This is a genomic window from Bradyrhizobium zhengyangense, assembly GCF_022012555.1.
GTDB classification, from domain to species: domain Bacteria; phylum Pseudomonadota; class Alphaproteobacteria; order Rhizobiales; family Xanthobacteraceae; genus Bradyrhizobium; species Bradyrhizobium zhengyangense.
Window position 1 is genome coordinate 1 of record NZ_JAKLTZ010000039.1, and the last position, 16625, is coordinate 16625.

A 16625-nucleotide genomic window follows, 5' to 3' on the forward strand; every position below is an offset into this window, starting at 1 on the left:
GGGAAAATCGATCTGCTTCAAGCCAGGTTGATCGGCGCAGAATAGTCGGCGTTGCACCAAACTTGCGTCAGAGCCAAATTTGCGAGCCGATTGACAGGCCTTCAGCCCAACGCGGCAGAAGAACGGCTCTACGTGGACCCTATGCTGCCGGATTGGTTGCCCGATATCACACTCGCAGATCTTAGAATCGGGAAGCTACGGTTCGACATTCACTTTCGCCGAGAGGGAGAGGTGACACGCTGGGATGTTCTTGGAGGCGACAAGCCATCTCGTGTCGTAGGCCGAAGCTTTAGGATCGACCGATATCTGCACCCGGAATGAGCAGCGCCCCTCTCCATCGGGTTAGCAGCATTCGAAACAGTTAGAGCGTCCGGTGCGTTGAGTGCAATCGTCCTCGACCCGCGTCAACGTTCTTGGCCGGAGCGAGATAGGCTCCTATCAAGACCGGAGCGGTTCGGCCGCTCACGACGCGCTCTCCGTTATAGAGCTGGCAAGGGTTCCAACTCCGTCGCTCAACTTCGGGACGAGGTGTCTCTAGAGGGTCTTTGATCATTCCTCTGGATTCAACTGCCTTCGATATTCCCTCGCGATCGTGTCGAAGCAGGTACAGGAGACCCGCTGCAATGCCCGGGAATCGAGGATACTGACGAGGCCACGTGAGCTGTGGATCAATCCATCTTTCTCAAATCAGCCGTGGGCTGGGGTCACGGTTTGGCGCCGATAGGGGTCAAAGCTCGGAGCCGATCCACACACTGGGCCTCCTGCTTTGGACGCGATTGGGGCGCGCAAACTTCCTTACGATCCTTCACGCTCAAGGCCTCAAAGTTGGGAAGCCGATCGATGGGCGACATGCAGCCGCGATCTTATTCAGAAGATGAAGCAACCCAAATGCCCGGCCGCACGCAGCGGCGGATGACTGGGCCATGCTCGCCGAGCGAGTGCAGCATAATCCAGCCGTTGGTCACGAGATCGCAGATGCCTGAGTGCCGACGCAGGACATCGTCCATCTTAGTTTCGGGAGCAGCGATGAAGACGTTCAGACGTACCGGCTCATGGACAAAGCGCTTGCCGTCATGGACCGACTGCCATGGCAACCCGACTCGCAGGTCGCCGGCGTTGCCTTCAAGCACGCCGAGCTGGCCGACAATGTTGTGCAGCACCTTGTTGCCGCTTCCGAACGCCGCGTTATTAACGGTCGAGCCGTAGTATTGCAGATTGATCCAGCTCGCGACCACCAGCGGCGCGGTCATGATCAACTCCAGCACCCGATGATCCCGATCCTGCTCGTGGATATAGGAGTGCAGGAAGGCGCGGCCGGACAGGTCGAGACCGCGCGTGACGCTGCGCGGGGCAGCGATGAACGCGGCGTTTCCCGCGAGGCCCCATTCTGGCCGGACTTGGGACCAGTCCTTGCTACGCGCCTTGATCGCGGCGTCGGCATCCGCCGCATCTCCGACGCCCAGCAGCGCGCGGCGCTCGAGCCTCGCCAGATGAGCGGCATCGGCCAGGCGCAATTTCAACCGTGTCAGATCGTCGGCGAGTTGCGCCGGCAGGTCCTCCTCGTCGAACAGCTTTACGTCGTCAGTGGTGGTATCGTGAAGCGCACCGACGAACCAGCAGTCGGCGGGGATGTCGATGCCCCGCGCCCGCAAGCCATCGCGGACCTGCGAATCGTTGAGGATCGCGGCGGCGACACGCGCATTGGCCTCGCCTGTGTGACCGCCACAGGCGCCGCAGTCGAGGCCCGAGGCGTGTGGATTGTTGACCGTGGTGCTACCGTGGCCCGTCAGCAGCACGAGGCGCGCGAACGGCCCGGTCAGTGACATCGCCTTCAGCACCGCCTCGGCCATATCGACGGCCTGCGAGTCGGTAAAGCCGGTGGAACGCCCTTTGAGCTTGCCAGGCGCGAGACGCGGGCCGACCCTCGCAGCGACGTCGGAATCGAGACCATCGCTGACCGGCGATGGCACCGGTCGGGTTACGCCCGCGCTGTCAGTCGCGATCTTCGCCGCGAAGCCGAGGCCTGCCGTCTCCACAAAGGAGAAGGACGACACTGCGGAGACCTTGAACGATTTCCAAGCCTTCGCCACTCGCCGCCGGAGCAGTCGCTGGCCCAGCACTTCGGCTTCCTCGAACGGCTCGGCGTCCTTGACTTCTTCGCAGACGATGAACGCCGGTTTGAGCAGCACGGGACATTGCGCGCCGCCCCGAAGGTGGCCTATCGGAACATATTCGATGGGGAAGCCGAAGAAGCCGGCGAAACCGATCGTTTCCACCTCCGGAGAAAGGGTCTCAAGCGCGCGCCGGAATATTTCCGAGCGCACGTCGATGCAGAAGGCCGCCTGGACCGCAGGCCGGTCCATCCGACCAGACGGTGCCGCGCTGCCGCGGTTGGCGAGGAGTCGGGCGATCAAGTTGCGGCGGAAGACGATCTCGTAGGCCTCCTGCAGGACGACGTCGACGGCGAGCTCGGGAGTCTCGTCTAGGCAGTGATCGACGGGCAGTTTCGCCGCCTGCTCCATCGCTCGCGCCCAGGCTGTCCTGAAGGCGTCATCGGTCCGCGCCTCGAACAGCGCAAAACCCCAGGCGAGCCGGATCGCAAGCAGTTCGAGCAGAGTGTCGTCCCGACGGCCCTCGAGCTCCGCGCTCCATCCGACATAGCGCGCGTAGGCCGACCAACCAAGGTCGAACAGTGCGCGCACCAGATAATCCTCGATCGCGCGATCGGGAATCCCGAGGCGGTCGAGGATGACACCGATGGCCTCGATGGGATCTGTAGGCAGAGCCGCAACAGACGTTCGAAAACCCCTGATGCCCATGACTTCGGGATTGCGGTCGTAGATCGCAAGCGTCCGCCAGGCCGCGTAGGGCCTGAGCCTGCGCGTCGGGTTCGGCCAATTGGCCTGGCCCTCGTCGAAATAGCTGGCGCAGAAGGCCGAGATCTCGTCGATCATGAAGGCAACCAGCGAGACGTATCGGTCGCCTTCAGCAAGCCCGTCCAGCACCTCGGCCACAGTGGCGACGACGGCCGGAGGCGCGCCGGCCGGCGCATCCGAGCGCAACCCCTGTTTGAGGCTGTCGATGTCGAGGCCAGCGTCGGGGTGAAGCGCGAGCGCCTGCGCCATCGCCGCATCGTCGATGCGGCCTTCCGCGAGCGCGTGACGGTAGAACGCCCGCGGCATCAGGATGCGCGCCCGCACCACGCGCTCGAACGTCGCGGCGGTGGCGGCAAAACTTTGGCCCGTGAAGCCGAGGAACGGATTGACCGCAACGAAATGCTTGAGCGGCCAGAGCGGTGCGACGCGCGCGCAGGCGGCCGCGATGCGGGCCTCGAGCGTGACGTCCGTGTCGGCTTCGGTCGCTGTGATCTTCAGGGCTAGGGCGGCCTGGTTCATGGTTATCTCGGCGTCAGGGGTTGGTCTTGAGCTTGTTCGACGCGCGTGGCCAAAGCGCCAGCACTAGGCGGTTAGCCAGCGTATTCAGATAGAGCCCGTTGCGCAGATGCACGTAAGCTGCGATCCAAAACAGTGCGTCGGCGCGGCGCATCATCTGGTTCTGAAACACCGTCATCGCCGCAAAGGAGATCACCACTAGCGCGGCGATTAGCATCGGCGCTGTGCCATCCACCGGACGTCCGACCGGGACGCTTCCGGCGGCCAGCCACGCCGTCGCCGCTTGCAGTGCAAAGTAGAGCGCGGCGACACCGGCCGCGGTGACGATGCCGCGCGCGACGACGAAGGCGTTGGGCCGCTCGTCGATTGCATTGGCCATGAGGTGCACGAGCCCCATCAGCAGCACCGATCCCAGCGCGATCTGCGCCGGATTGCTGCGCAAGGTCATACCAAGCCCCCAGCCGATCAGGAGCGTCAGTCCGATCACGCCCGCGAGCGCAAGGATCAGCCGCGCCGGGTGCGGTTGGCCACCGGGGCTAGGCGTCCATGACGCGCGTGCCAGGTCGATGATACTGCCCGATGACAGGAAGGCGTGCGCCTTGTAGAGGGAATGGGCGACGATATGCAGGAGCGCGGCGGAGAAGGCGCCGAGCCCGCATTGCAGCAGCATGAACCCCATCTGGGCCACGGTTGAGTAGGCCAACTGGACCTTCACCGACGTCTGCGTCAGCATCACCAGCGAGCCGAACAGCGCGGTGATGCCGCCGACGACGGCCAGCACGTTGAGGGCCGGCGTCGCCAGCAGCAGCACATCGCCGAGCCGCAGGGCGAGGAAGCCTCCGGCATTGATGATACCGGCATGCAGCAGCGCCGAGACCGGGGTCGGCGTCTCCATCACCTCGCTCAGCCAGCCATGCAGCGGCAATTGCGCGGATTTCAGCATAGCGGTCACGACGATCAGCAGCGCTGCCGCGGAGATGGCCGGCGAACCGATCTCGGCACCGCTGCGCGCCTTGGTGGCCAGATCGGCGACCTCGAGCGTTCCGAAGTGCAGGTAGAGCAGCACGGCGGCGATCGCGAGGCACCCATCGCCGAGCCGGCTCGCGACGAACTTCTTGCGCGAGGCCCGGATGGCGGCCGGCCGCGTGTGGTAGAACAGCAGCAACCGGCCTAGCGAGACGCTGGTGGCGATCCAGGCAACCAGCAGCAGCACTAGATTGCCAGATATCAGCACGGTCAGTACGGAGGCAAGCGTCAGCAGCAGCCAGCGCGTGAACCTGATCTGGCCGGGATCGCCATCCAGATAGTTGCGGCTGTATTTGACGACGACGAGCCCGACGAACCCGACAAGCACGCAGAGGATCGTTGAGAGCGCATCGACGTGCAGCGAGAGTCCTAGCCCGGAGGCTCCCAGCAGCCTCGAGCGTCCCGGCCCGACAACGAAGCAGGCGAGACCTGCCGCGACGACAACGACGAGCGACGCCGCTGCGGCGACGATTGCAAGTCCGACGTAATCCCTGACGCTGGCGCGAGACGGAAGGAACCCGACGAGGCAGAGGGTCAGCGGGGCGAGTACGGCGAGGCAAGGCAGAAACTTTGACATGGCATCTCGGCAGGGTTGATCCGGCGGTCCCCGTCCATACCGCACGACGTCGTTTGTTAAAAATTCAATTATTGAACTAGATCGTTACATCAAATAGAACGATCGTCATGCCGCACCTCAACTACCATCATTTGCGCTATTTCTGGATAATCGCGACCGAAGGCAGCATGAGCCGCGCCGCGCAGCGGCTCAACGTCTCGCCCTCCTCGCTGTCGGTGCAGATCAAGGCTTTGGAAGAGCAGCTTGGCCAGCAGCTGTTCGAGCGGGTCGGTCGCACGCTGCAGCTGACGGAGGCCGGGCGCATCGCGGTCGACTATGCCGGCAGCGTCTTCAAGTCAGGCCATGAACTGATGGAGACGTTGTCCGGCCTGCGGCCCGGACGCCAAGTGCTGCGGGTCGGGGCTGCAGCGACCTTATCACGCAACTTTCAAATCGCTTTTCTGCGGCCACTGATAGGCCGCATTGATGTCGAACTCATCATCCACACTGGACTGTTCGATGATCTGCTCGAGGCGCTCGATGCGCACAAGCTCGATATCGTACTTGCCAATCATCCGGCGTCGCCCGATGCACGCAGTAGCTTTGAGAACACGCTGATCGACGAGCAGGGTGTCAGCATTGTCAGCCACAAGCCGGCGAAGCCTACGCGCCTTGGCTTTCCCCAGGACCTCGCGCGTCTGCCCATCGTACTGCCTGGACGAGGCAACGCGCTACGTTCGGCCTTCGATGCGCTGCTCGGTCGCAGCGGCATCAGGCCGGTCATAGCGGCGGAGGTTGACGACATGGCCATGCTGCGTCTGATGGCGCGCGAAAGCGGCGGCTTGGCGTTGGTTCCGCCGATCGTTGTCATCGACGAACTCCGCTCCGGCCTTCTGGTCGAGCGCATCAGGCTGAATACACTGAAGGAGCAGTTCTTCGCCGTCACCCAGCAACGCCGCTACCCAAATCCGCTGGTCGCGGAATTGATCCGTTCGCCCAGCGCAAGCCGAATTCGCCGAATGAGGGGTACGGAGCCTGTTCGATCGGTTAAGTCTTCAAGAGGTCGATCATCGCCGTGATCGAATAGGCCCCTCGCTTTTCATGAAGAGACTGGCAGGATCAGCGTGGCCGCCTCTTGCACTTAGACTTTCTCCGCCAATCGTCGGTTTTCTTTTCGGTCAACCTCCGCCTGCGACGGAAGAGATCACTCCCTCGGAAGCGACTATGCCCTGTTCTTGGAAAGGGTCGTTGATCCGGCACCGCACAGTGACGCGGCATAATTTTTCAATGCCACTGACCTTCAGGGCTCCAGCGGCGGCTTTCCGGCAGCGCCCGGGCGCTGCGGCGATCGGCCAAGTCCGGGGACACATACTACAGTGTTGATTTGCTGACTCACAATCAGTCCCTTGACGATCCGAACGGCCAATTGATCGCGTTCGAACAAAATAACGCCCACCAGATGATGATGGGCTGAAACGCCAGCCGCGGCACGTGGTACCACCAACTAGACGAGATGTAGGGCAAATCGATTCCTTCGATCGCATGTTTAAAGTTAGCCGGCCAGACACAGAGGGCATATAGTGCCATCAGAATTCCGGCATACTTTTGCTGAGGTCCGACGAGCAGCACTGTTGAGGCCGTCAGTTCGAAGACACCCGTAATAAGGATGACCTGGGGCCGAAATGGCACCCAAGATGGCGTTATCGCAAGTAGCTGTGCCGGCGCCAGCAGGTGCGCGATCCCCGCTGTGGTGTAGAAGACGGCCAGAACCACGCGCATGACGCCGCGCAGTCGTGGGTATGACCGAGCGGCGTCGGTGTTCGCTTGTGGCGCTAACACGTAGTTCCCATTGATGCGGCGGAGGAGTTGGCGCCCGTGCCGGTCGCCCTCCTCGTTCGATCATTCAGCTTGCCGGCATTAGCACCGTGTTGACGACATGAATCACGCCATTGGACTGATTGACGTCGGGAATCGTTATGGTTGACGTACCGCCCTTGGCATCGACAATCATTGTGCGGCTGCCGGCCTTCCTCACGGTCAGTTGTTCACCTTCGACGGTCGTCAGCCTTTGCCCATCGGTTAGATCTTCTGCTTCGAGCTTGCCTGGTACGACATGGTAAGTCAGGATCTTGGTCAAAGTCGATTTGTTCTCCGGCTTCACGAGTGTCTCGACCGTGCCTTTCGGCAGCTTTGCGAAGGCCGAATTGGTTGGAGCGAATACAGTGAAGGGTCCTGGGCCAGACAAAGTATCGACGAGGCCAGCGGCCTTGACGGCTGCGACCAGTGTTGTGTGGTCTCGTGAATGGACGGCGTTAGCAACGATCGTTTTAGTGGGGTACATTGCTGCACCGCCGACCATCACTGTCTTTTCCTTCGCCGCCGCCGGAGCTGTTGCGCTGCCTGCTATGCCGGCGATTGCAAGAGTGACCGAGGCAATCAGAGTGCTGTACTTCATCAGAACCTCCACCTTTTACGCATGAGTTCAATTATGGTTGACGATCTTCACGCCAAACTTAGGCGCCTCAAGCTACGAGCAACGGTGGAGTTCGGTTTCAGTTTTCTCGCAGGATCGACAATTTTTTGCGGCTCTGGAATAAAATGCTCGGGGCGAACGCAACGGAGTATGACCTCCGGATTGTTCCGCACTAGAGAGCAGCCATCCGCCGAGTTAAGAGCGCGCTCGAATGCGAAGGACGCGCCGGATGCTGGTCTTCTCTAAGCCCCCTCCACGCAACCCTGAAGACGAAAGCTCCATCAGATGCAAGGTGGATTCAAAATCAAGCAACATGGCTGCCGGGCTCAGTTCATGCGGATTCTCGGGGCAGCGAAGCGCCTAGGACAACTTGGTTATTGAGCTCGTCGTGCGAGAGGAAAACCCCGCCCCTAGCCGGCGGGGCTGTGCGGATCGAGGAGGTAAGGTTCGTTCTCCCAGTTCCTGCGACTACTAATGTCAGGTATTCGGCGCTCCTTGAAAGGGCCGACAACGTTGAGCGTGATTCGCGGCCGATGAAGAGGGGCATTCTTGCTTCGCCGCTGCGCTATGATGCGAGGGCCTAGTACCCGCTCTGGGCGCCGACCGTCGATTGCGCACGACCCACCTCTCTACTTCGCGCCTTGGCATAGTGCGGCCTGCTCGCTTGGGGCGCTATCAACGACGTTCCAACCAAGTCGCTTCACGACCGATGGTGCGACTTCTCAGATGGCCAATGTCGCCCGCGCCTCCAGGTGATCCAATCCCTTTTGAGCATCGTTCCTGCCTCATCACAATCGAGGTGCAGCATGGTCTATGTCTCCATGACTGGCTTCCGCCCGCGTGGCATCGTGCACTTGCCCAGGTTCTGGTGGCGAACGGTCCAATCACTGGCGCAGGCACGTCGTGCCACTGGAATTGTCGCGGTTCAAGCGAAAATCATCGGCGGTACCTATCACACGCTGACAGCCTGGTCGGATCTCGTCAGCATGCGCGCCTTCGTTACAAGCGGCGCGCACCTCAAGGCCATGAAGAATTTTCGAAAGCTCGGGACCGGGAGGATCTTTGGCTATGCTCCCGATAAGGTTCCTGATTGGGACACTATCTACGAGCTCTGGAAGCTGCATAGCCGCGAGGTTTGAGCGGCCATCTCAGGCGGCCGCAACCTGCGTGAGCTCATTGTGCGCATCAGCCCCTTGTGGACGCGACCCCTTCTCATCATCGATCATCCGGGTCACGACGTCGACCGGCATAGGCCGGCCGAAAAGATAGCCTTGAACGCTGTCGCAACCTTCCCCGCGGAGAAAGTCGAGATGGCTCGTCGTCTCGACGCCCTCGGCCAGCACCGGGATGTTGAGGCTGCGGCCGAGCAGCAAGGTCGCCTTGACGATAGCGGCCGCATGCACGCTGGTCTCGACCGCCTGGACGAAGCTCTTGTCGACCTTGATCTTATCAAAGGGAAACGCCTGCAGCGTCGAGAGCGAGGAATAACCCGTTCCAAAATCGTCCATGGCGACGGTGACGCCGATCGCTTTGAGCGCCAGCACGACCTGCAGCGCGTGCTGGCGGTCAGCGATAATGCCGCTCTCGGTCAATTCGATTTCAAGCCGCGACGGCTGCAGGCCCGTCTCGTTCAGGATTTCCGCTACGCGCCGCGGCAGGTCATGATTGAGCTGCATCGGCGCGACATTGACAGCGACCTTGAACGGCAGCCGCCATAGCGCGGCGGCGGTGCAGGCCGTCCGCATCACCCAATCGCCGATATCGATGATCAGGCCGGTCTCTTCGGCAATCGGGATGAAAGCGTCGGGTGGAATGCGTCCCTTCTGCGGATGATTCCAGCGGATCAGGGCCTCGAAGCCGACGATGCCGCCGGTGTTGGTGTCGTTCTGCACCTGATAGTACAGCTCGAGCTCATTGCCGGCGAGCGCGCGCTTGAGGTCGATCGCGAGCTCGGCGCGGACACGGCTCGCCTCGTCCATCGACGGCTCATAAGTGCAGATTTTGCCGCGGCCGAGGCTTTTGGCGCGGTACATTGCCAGATCAGCGCGCTGGGTGAGTTCATCGCCGGCCCGACCGTGCTCGGGAAACAATGCAATGCCGATGCTGCAGCCGACCGCGAGCGTCTGGTGCTGCCACTCGATCGGGTCGAGCACGACGTTGCGCAGGCGCTCGGCGAACTTGACCGCCTCGCCGCGGGCAAAGATCTCGCTCTTCACGGCCACGAATTCGTCGCCGCCGATCCGCGCCAGAAATTCCCCGGGCTGCAATTGCGCCGAGATGCGTTGGGCAACTTGCCGCAGCAGATGATCGCCGCCGACATGGCCGTGGACGTCGTTGATGTCCTTGAAACGATCCAGATCGATTGCCACCACGACCACGCGCGCAGTGTCGTCGCCGCGTCCGGCGAGCAGATCATGCAGTTGCTGCGCCAATCCGTTGCGGTTCGGCAGGCCCGTCAAGGGATCGTGCATCGCCTGATGCTTGTAGCTTTCGGTCGCCTCGTTGGCGGCCTGAAGGTCGATCGCGTAGGCGGAGGCAGCCATCGCCATTATCAGGCTGATGCTGACGATGACGCTGGTGATCATGAACGTATCCGACAGAGCCTGTGGCGGCACCGCCAGGTCGAACGCAGGATAGACGGACATGGCCGCCATGCCGGTGAAATGCAGCGACACGATCGCCAGGAACATCGAGAGCGCGCCGCCATATTTGCAGAAGCGCGTGATCGGCCGTGCGATGCGGTTGGCGGCGACCGCACCGAAGCCGGCCGCAAATACGACGGAGAGCGCAACCAGCGGATAATTCCAGCCCAGAATGCCCGGGACTTCGAACGCGGCCATACCGGTGTAATGCATCGCGGCGATGCCGAGACCGAAGATCGAGCCGCCGCCCTCGATTGCGGGTCCGAGTCTTGTGCGCGTGGTTATGAAGAAGCCGACCCAGGCGAATATCACGGTGATCATCAGCGAGGCGAAGGTCAGCCCGGGTTCGAAGGCGCGAGCCACCGTCGCGTTGTAGCCGAGCATCGCCGCAAAATGCGTGGTCCACACCGTGCCGCCGGCAACGAGGCCGGACAGGAACAGGAGGTTGAAACGCCGCGCCCTGGTGTTGCGCCGGACCCGCGCCAACAGCCGCATCGACAAAAGCGACCCGAGCACGCAAACCAGCACCGCGACAGCGACGTAGCGCAGGTCGTGCTGGCCGGGCAGACAGGTCAGAGCTTGCCACATGCGAATTTGTTCTCCCGGAAGCAGATACGAGGCAGGGCTGCGATTGGATCAGGGCAGGTTGAGAAAGGGTTAGCGGCACGTGAACGCCGCCTCGCCCGACCAAGGTCCAGCGGCAAACAGGGCATCCGGCTTATTAAACGCGGGTTTAGGAAGGAGGAATCGGCCGGACCGAAGCTCGGCACGGTGAAGAAACGGTTCGCTATTGCCGAGATTTCGTCGTCGACGGGAGGCTGGCCACCGGAAAAAGGCCGTGGCGAGCGGGTTCGTGGAGCCCCCCTCGCGTAACGCAACTTCCCTTCACGCAAGGAGCGCAGGAAACCGAGGCGGATAGCCATCTCTTGAATGCAAAATTCCACACGGGCAGGATGTGGTGCCCGCTGCGCGCCGCCAGCGCGCACGGCGACCGCTGCAGCTCTGTGAAAAATAACGAACTCTGCTCACGAGCGGTTCGACCGTCGATTCGGGCCCGCTTTTCCACTAGAGGAAATCAACGAACAGGTATTTTCGAGGCGAGCTGCACGAAGAGATCGATAAGCAGCGATTGTCCGCGAAAAGTAATTACGGCAACAGCGCCTCGTTCTAGGAAAGCGACTTGAACGAGCTGTCAAAAGGTTGGCGGCGGCCTAGCGTTTTCACCAGACGGGAACAGCGACCCTCAGCGAGGCATCCGAATTCTGGAGCTGCTCGACCATCATCTCGACGACCGCATCGCCGGAAATGAAGTTCGGTCCGAGGGGCGACGCAGCAGGATTCGGAATAAGAGCCATAGCCCAATCGGCGAACCGGCGGTCGGTGACCGACTTTGCCTCGACAATACTAATGTCGGTATGTCGACTATCGCTGCATATTCGGATGAAAAGTTGCGTGACCTTTAGCCGGTCTCCTTCGAGCACTTGCGCAAAAGTGTCCTTGTCGAACAGAAGGGCGCCAGATATCCCCAATTGAAGATTGTTTTGTTCGGCAGCTTTCGCAATGCTCATCAGCCCGTTGCCACCGGCTACGGCCTTCCGACGTAGCAAGTTGCGACTGTGATAGACCAATCGGAACAGCATGGGTATCTCGTTCACCTCATAGGCTGACTGCGGGTCTCGCTCGAGAGGAACGGGCGAGGTCGATAGTGTCGCATGCGCTCTGCCGGCACGCTGCTCTGACGGGAAAGTATCGAGCCGAGCCGCTCGCCTTGGACGCATCAGCTTAGTTCAATATCGAACGAACAGCCGACGAGATCGTATGGCGGAGGAGCTATTGGGCTGATTCATCATCTTGCTGCCAAAGCGGCTTCAATCGGCCTGTCCGCAATGAAAGTAACTTTGGGCAGCGTCATGAATCCCGGCTTTGCGAAGTAATAGCCCTGAAACAGATTGATGCCAGCTGCTTTCAATACGCCGAGTTCGGCTTCGTCCTCGATGCCTTCGGCGAGCACGCGGACGTCAAGCTCCCGCGCGATATTAACGATGCCAGCTACAACTGTTTGCTTGGCGTGGCTGACATGTATGTCGCGGATCAGTTCCATGTCGATCTTGATCAGATCGGGCTGCAATCGAGCCAAGAGACCGAGCCCAGCGTATCCTGCTCCGAAATCATCGAGCGCCGTCCAGAAGCCGAACTTGCGGTATGCTTCCACGATCTTCGCGACGTGAGCAGGGTCCACCATCCGCTCGTTCTCGGTGAACTCGAACATGAGATTACGATGTGGAAATTCCACGCGCTTGGCGGCGGCAAGCGACTTTTGGATGCACGCTTTGGGTTCGTATACTGCGTTCGGCATGAAGTTGATCGACAGCCGCATGTCTCTGCCCGCGAAGAGTGGGCCTGCGGCCTCGATTGCCGTGACTCGGGCCGCTTGGTCGAAGCTGTACCGAGTCTCGTCGGTGACCTGCGCAAGGACGGTATGGGCAGGTTCCCCGTTTTCCCCCCTCACGAGCGCTTCGTATCCCCAAACCTCTCCCGCCGAGAGATCGACGATCGGTTGGAAAGCCATTTTGAATTTGAAGGGCAAGCTCTCGCTGAGACGGCAACCCGCGCACGTGTTCATAGTCCCACTTTCTTTCACATTGCGCGCAAGCTAGGACGCAATGATTGCTCGGCGGTTAAGGACTAATCGGACGCGACGGGCTAACTTGTGTTAAGAAGACCTGAGCCCAGCTCAAAGACTGTCTGGCGGACGGCCCCTTTTGCGACGAACGAAAAGCCGTCCGGAAACGCGGTCGTCGAGTCGGTGCCGGCGCCTGACCAGCCTTGACCGTCTCATTGGCCGAGACGCGAGGTCAGGCGGCATGTGCAATGAAACGTGAGGACGCAGTTTGCTCGCGGACTGCAGCTGGCAACGGAGCGCGGCCTTTGCTTTCACCTATCGACCACTCGACAAGCTGGCAAGTTTCGCAGCGAGATCGTTAATGCCGAATGGCTTGACCAGCCGCGGAAGATCGGGCGCGACGCCCTCGCTTTCCGCGTAGCCCGACACCACTAGCACGAGCGTTCCGGGCAGTTCGGAACGAACGAGACGGGCCAGATCTGTACCGTTCATTCCTGTCATCAGGTGATCGGTGATAAGCAGCTGGGGTTTGACGCCCCCACCGATCAACCGAATTGCCTCTTCGGCCGAACCAGCTTCGAGAACGGCGTAACCGAGGTCCATGAGCATGTCGGCGGCTGCGGCACGCACAAGGGGCTCGTCATCAACGAGAAGCGCTGTCCCTAGGGCGCCAACGGCGGGCACTGAGGCCGTTTGCTGGTTCTCCGGCGCTACAGGCTCATCGGTCGATGGAAGCCAAATTTCTATATTTGTACCCAGCCCTGGGCGGCTTTGAATTGTCAGTGCCCCGCCTAGTTGCGACGCCAGGCCGTGAGCCATCGACAGACCGAGGCCCGTGCCCTTTCCGATGCCCTTGGTTGAGAAGAATGGCTCGATTGCTCGGGCCTTCACAGACTCGTCCATGCCGATGCCGCTGTCCGCAACGGATATCCTGACATAACGTCCAGGTTTCAGGTCTGTCCCATGCTTCGCGTCAATGTGTTGGGCGTCGGCGGTAATGCGCAGCGTACCGCCGTCGGGCATCGCGTCACGCGCATTCACCGCGAGATTGAGGAGAGCCATCTCCAGTTGGTTTTCATCGACCTTTGCCGCCGGCAGGTCCTGTTCGATCTCGACAGAGACCTTGACTTGCGGACCGGACGTACTGGCGATCAGCTCGCCCATTCCGTGGATCAAGTCGCCTACTTGGGTCGCTCTGGCCTGGAGCGGTTGCCGCCGTGCGAATGCGAGCAACCGCTGCACAAGCGTCTTGGCCCTATCTGCGGACTGCATCGCCCCGGCGATCAATCGCTGCTCGCGTTCCCCGCCTACGCCTCTGCGTTGCAAGGCATCGAGGGCGCCGACGATTGGCGTCAGCAGGTTGTTGAAGTCGTGGGCGACGCCGCCGGTCAACTGGCCCATCGCCTCCATTTTCTGGCCCTGACGTAGCTGCTCCTCCGCCCTTGCCAGCCGCTCATGCTCGCGGATACGTTCCGATACATCGTAGACGAATTGATACGCGCCGATCCGCTCTCCTTTGCTATTTCGGAGGGTATTGTACTTCATTTCGTAGTGACGACGTTCGCGCTCACCGAGGGCTGCGATCTCCGTAAATTCCTCTCCGGATAGCGCGCGGGCCCACACCGCGCGTAAGGCTTCGCGCTCGGCAGGCAGATGTGTCAACAGATCGAGCATGCATGCCCCGGCCTGCGGACGAACCCCGAATATCTTCTCGAATTCGTTAGCCGCGGCTTTGTTGATGGCGAGCCAGCGGAATTCGAGGTCCACGACTTGGACAAATGCATCCGTCCCTTCGACGATGTCGGCCAAAACCTTTCTTTCAGCCAGAACCTCCGAGATGCGGCGCTCCAAAGTCTCGTTAAGCTCTTTGAGCTTTGCCTCATCGGCCTTGCGGGCAGTAATGTCGATGGCGGTACCGGTCACCCGCAAACAGCGCCCCTCAGCATCGAACACGCCCCGTCCCTTTGCCGCGACCCAGCGGATGCGACCGTCTTCCTTGCCAATGGTTCGATACTCGACGTCATAGAGAGCGCGCATATCGGGATCCGCTGCAGCCGCGTAAGCCGCGCTAACGGCGTCCCGGTCTTCGGGGTGAAGGCCCGAGTAGAAGTCCAGCATCGACACGGGCGTGTCCGGCGCGATACCGAACATTGCCTTAACCAAGGGCGGCCAGTGCAGGATTTGATTGACTTCATCCACATCCCAGAAGCCGACGTCCGCGTTGGCCGTCGCGAGCCGCAACCGCTCTTCGTTCTCTCGCAGCGCAACATTCGTTGCCTGCAACTCCTCTTGGGTGCGGCGACGTTCTGCCTCAGCTTCCTCTCTCTCGGTGACATCGACGTTGACGCCAATCAGCCCAAGAAATTCACCGGAAGCGCCGATGCGAGGATGCGCGACGGTTTCTAACACCCGGTATGCTCCTGATGCGCTGCGGTATCGCCCTTTCAGCTCGATAGGAACCCGTTGCGCAATTGCGGTCCCGACCTGTACGCGGACGGCTGCGGCGTCGTCGGGGTGTATGGTTGACGACCAGTCGAAGTCGGCAATGCCTGCCTCCTCTACCCCCCAGAAGTCGCGGAGTAGCCGGTTGAGGTGAAGGCATTTGCCTGCGGAGTCGCTTATCCAGATCATGACAGGAGCATGCTCCGACATAAGACGGAATCGCAGTTCGGATTCCCTCAATTGCTCTTCCGTCATTATTCTGTCCAGCGACAGGCTCAACTGGCGTGCAATGGTGCTGGCTAGACGGGTTTCTCCCTCGCTGAATTGATGCGGAGACCTATAGTAGGTCATGAACTTGCCGATGACGTGTCCATCGCGGAGCAGCGGAATGAAGGCGAGGCCCCGAATCCCTTCGCCCTCGATTACCTTCTTCAGGGCATCAGGTTCGTTAGAATCCCTGATGTCGGCAACGAAGATCGGGACCGCGTCGGTCGTTTCGGGTGTCCACGGCGAGTGGCCCTCTACTGTTTTGCGGTATTGCTCGCTGATGCCCCTCCAAGCGACGAAGCGCATCACGGAAGCCGAATCGAACAGCAGGATCGATGCGCGCTCGCACGCGAGCGCTTCCGTGATCGCTTCGAGCGCCGCCTCATAGACCTCTTGCGCGGTTCTGGCAGCCTGCAGGCGCTCTGTCAGGTGAAAGAGAGTTCCGAGCTCGCGAACGGTCCGCGAAAGAAATTCAGCAGCACTCTTGCGCTCGCTGGTGTCCCGGCAAAACGATGCTCCGCCCACGATCAATCCGTTCTGGTCGCGCAGCGGGACGGCTGTAATCTCCAGGGAGAGGGCTCTGCCCTTCTTGCCCACTCTGACGGTTTCGAAAGGGCCAACGGATTCGCCGGCGCTCACGCGATCAATAATGTTCTCGGCGACTGAGCGGTCCGCTTGTGTGACCAGATCCAGCAGGGAATGCCCGACGATTTCCGATGCCTCGAACCCCAACAGGCGTTCTGCCGCGGGATTCCATTGGGTGATGATGCCGTCGATGCGCCAACACCAGATCGGGTCGGGTGAGCCGGCCAGGATTGCCGATAGCACCGCCGGTCCGGGCTCGTTCGTCTCGGAGCGATAGGGTTTTGCTTTTATGGCAGAGATCGGTCGCTCAACTCCACTCGACATCCCTTACCCCTGGCAGCCGCTCTTCCGCTCCCAATACCTTGATCGAGCCGCGGAGATCAAAACCTTAGCCAACGACGAGGATTGGCCTTGGTTCCAATCGCCAATCCCCACGTGATCGCAACATCTCAAAGGGCCCGCGAATCGACCGAGATCGACGGCCCAATAAGCATGACAGGTGTGAATAGGCACGCTATTTGACCCCCAATCGGCTTCCAAGGTTGGCTCTGACGCAAGTTTGGTGCAACGCCGACTATTCTGCGCCGATCAACCTGGCTTGAAGCAGATCGATTTTCCC

At 60.9% G+C, this 16625-nt stretch carries 10 protein-coding genes; 2 read left to right on the top strand and 8 right to left on the bottom strand.

Annotated elements, in window-relative coordinates; translation table 11 throughout:
* Positions 1-863 precede the first annotated feature (863 nt).
* Both L6639_RS41770 and L6639_RS41775 read right to left on the bottom strand, forming a co-directional pair.
* Positions 864-3395 carry a YbcC family protein gene (locus L6639_RS41770; RefSeq protein WP_237867225.1) on the bottom strand — a complete coding sequence of 844 codons (2532 nt, stop codon included), beginning with the start codon at positions 3393-3395 and terminating at the stop codon, positions 864-866.
* 13 nt (positions 3396-3408) lie between these two features.
* Positions 3409-4995: a proton-conducting transporter transmembrane domain-containing protein gene (locus L6639_RS41775; RefSeq protein ID WP_237867226.1), complete on the bottom strand. Its 1587-nt coding sequence runs from the start codon at positions 4993-4995 to the stop codon at positions 3409-3411.
* Positions 4996-5102: 107 nt separating this feature from the next.
* Here L6639_RS41775 and L6639_RS41780 point away from each other — a divergent pair, with 107 nt between their 5' ends.
* The gene (locus L6639_RS41780) at positions 5103-6053 is read left to right on the top strand and encodes a LysR family transcriptional regulator (protein ID WP_237867227.1); all 951 of its coding nucleotides are present in this window, start codon (positions 5103-5105) and stop codon (positions 6051-6053) included.
* A gap of 319 nt (positions 6054-6372) precedes the next feature.
* Here L6639_RS41780 and L6639_RS41785 read toward each other — a convergent pair whose 3' ends face one another.
* Complete coding sequence (locus L6639_RS41785) at positions 6373-6753, bottom strand: DoxX family protein (protein WP_237867229.1); 381 nt, start codon at positions 6751-6753, stop codon at positions 6373-6375.
* 124 nt (positions 6754-6877) lie between these two features.
* The gene (locus L6639_RS41790) at positions 6878-7429 is read right to left on the bottom strand and encodes a fasciclin domain-containing protein (protein WP_128965729.1); all 552 of its coding nucleotides are present in this window, start codon (positions 7427-7429) and stop codon (positions 6878-6880) included.
* A gap of 824 nt (positions 7430-8253) precedes the next feature.
* On the opposite strand from L6639_RS41790, the gene L6639_RS41795 reads away from it, so the two are divergent.
* Positions 8254-8586 (top strand): hypothetical protein, encoded by a 333-nt coding sequence (locus L6639_RS41795; RefSeq protein WP_237867231.1) that lies wholly within the window; start codon positions 8254-8256, stop codon positions 8584-8586.
* A 9-nt stretch (positions 8587-8595) separates the two neighbouring features.
* On the opposite strand, the gene L6639_RS41800 is transcribed toward L6639_RS41795, so the two are convergent.
* The 4 genes from L6639_RS41800 to L6639_RS41815 all read right to left on the bottom strand — a co-directional run bounded on the left by L6639_RS41800 (position 8596) and on the right by L6639_RS41815 (position 16330).
* Positions 8596-10677, bottom strand: a complete 2082-nt coding sequence (locus L6639_RS41800; protein WP_237867232.1) for a putative bifunctional diguanylate cyclase/phosphodiesterase — start codon at positions 10675-10677, stop codon at positions 8596-8598.
* A 632-nt stretch (positions 10678-11309) separates the two neighbouring features.
* Entirely contained in the window at positions 11310-11729 is a 420-nt protein-coding gene (locus tag L6639_RS41805; protein WP_237867233.1) for a BLUF domain-containing protein, read from the bottom strand.
* 206 nt (positions 11730-11935) lie between these two features.
* Positions 11936-12712 carry an EAL domain-containing protein gene (locus L6639_RS41810; protein ID WP_237867234.1) on the bottom strand — a complete coding sequence of 259 codons (777 nt, stop codon included), beginning with the start codon at positions 12710-12712 and terminating at the stop codon, positions 11936-11938.
* A 315-nt stretch (positions 12713-13027) separates the two neighbouring features.
* Positions 13028-16330 (bottom strand): PAS domain S-box protein, encoded by a 3303-nt coding sequence (locus L6639_RS41815; RefSeq protein ID WP_237867236.1) that lies wholly within the window; start codon positions 16328-16330, stop codon positions 13028-13030.
* Positions 16331-16625: the final 295 nt, after the last annotated feature.

Coding starts and splice junctions, on each gene's coding strand:
- L6639_RS41795 (WP_237867231.1), top strand. CDS start 8,254: ATGGTCTATGTCTCCATGACTGGCTTCCGCCCGCGTGGCATCGTGCAC.
- L6639_RS41785 (WP_237867229.1), bottom strand. CDS start 6,753: ATGCGCGTGGTTCTGGCCGTCTTCTACACCACAGCGGGGATCGCGCAC.
- L6639_RS41770 (WP_237867225.1), bottom strand. CDS start 3,395: ATGAACCAGGCCGCCCTAGCCCTGAAGATCACAGCGACCGAAGCCGAC.
- L6639_RS41775 (WP_237867226.1), bottom strand. CDS start 4,995: ATGTCAAAGTTTCTGCCTTGCCTCGCCGTACTCGCCCCGCTGACCCTC.
- L6639_RS41790 (WP_128965729.1), bottom strand. CDS start 7,429: ATGAAGTACAGCACTCTGATTGCCTCGGTCACTCTTGCAATCGCCGGC.
- L6639_RS41815 (WP_237867236.1), bottom strand. CDS start 16,330: ATGTCGAGTGGAGTTGAGCGACCGATCTCTGCCATAAAAGCAAAACCC.
- L6639_RS41780 (WP_237867227.1), top strand. CDS start 5,103: ATGCCGCACCTCAACTACCATCATTTGCGCTATTTCTGGATAATCGCG.
- L6639_RS41805 (WP_237867233.1), bottom strand. CDS start 11,729: ATGCTGTTCCGATTGGTCTATCACAGTCGCAACTTGCTACGTCGGAAG.
- L6639_RS41810 (WP_237867234.1), bottom strand. CDS start 12,712: ATGAACACGTGCGCGGGTTGCCGTCTCAGCGAGAGCTTGCCCTTCAAA.
- L6639_RS41800 (WP_237867232.1), bottom strand. CDS start 10,677: ATGTGGCAAGCTCTGACCTGTCTGCCCGGCCAGCACGACCTGCGCTAC.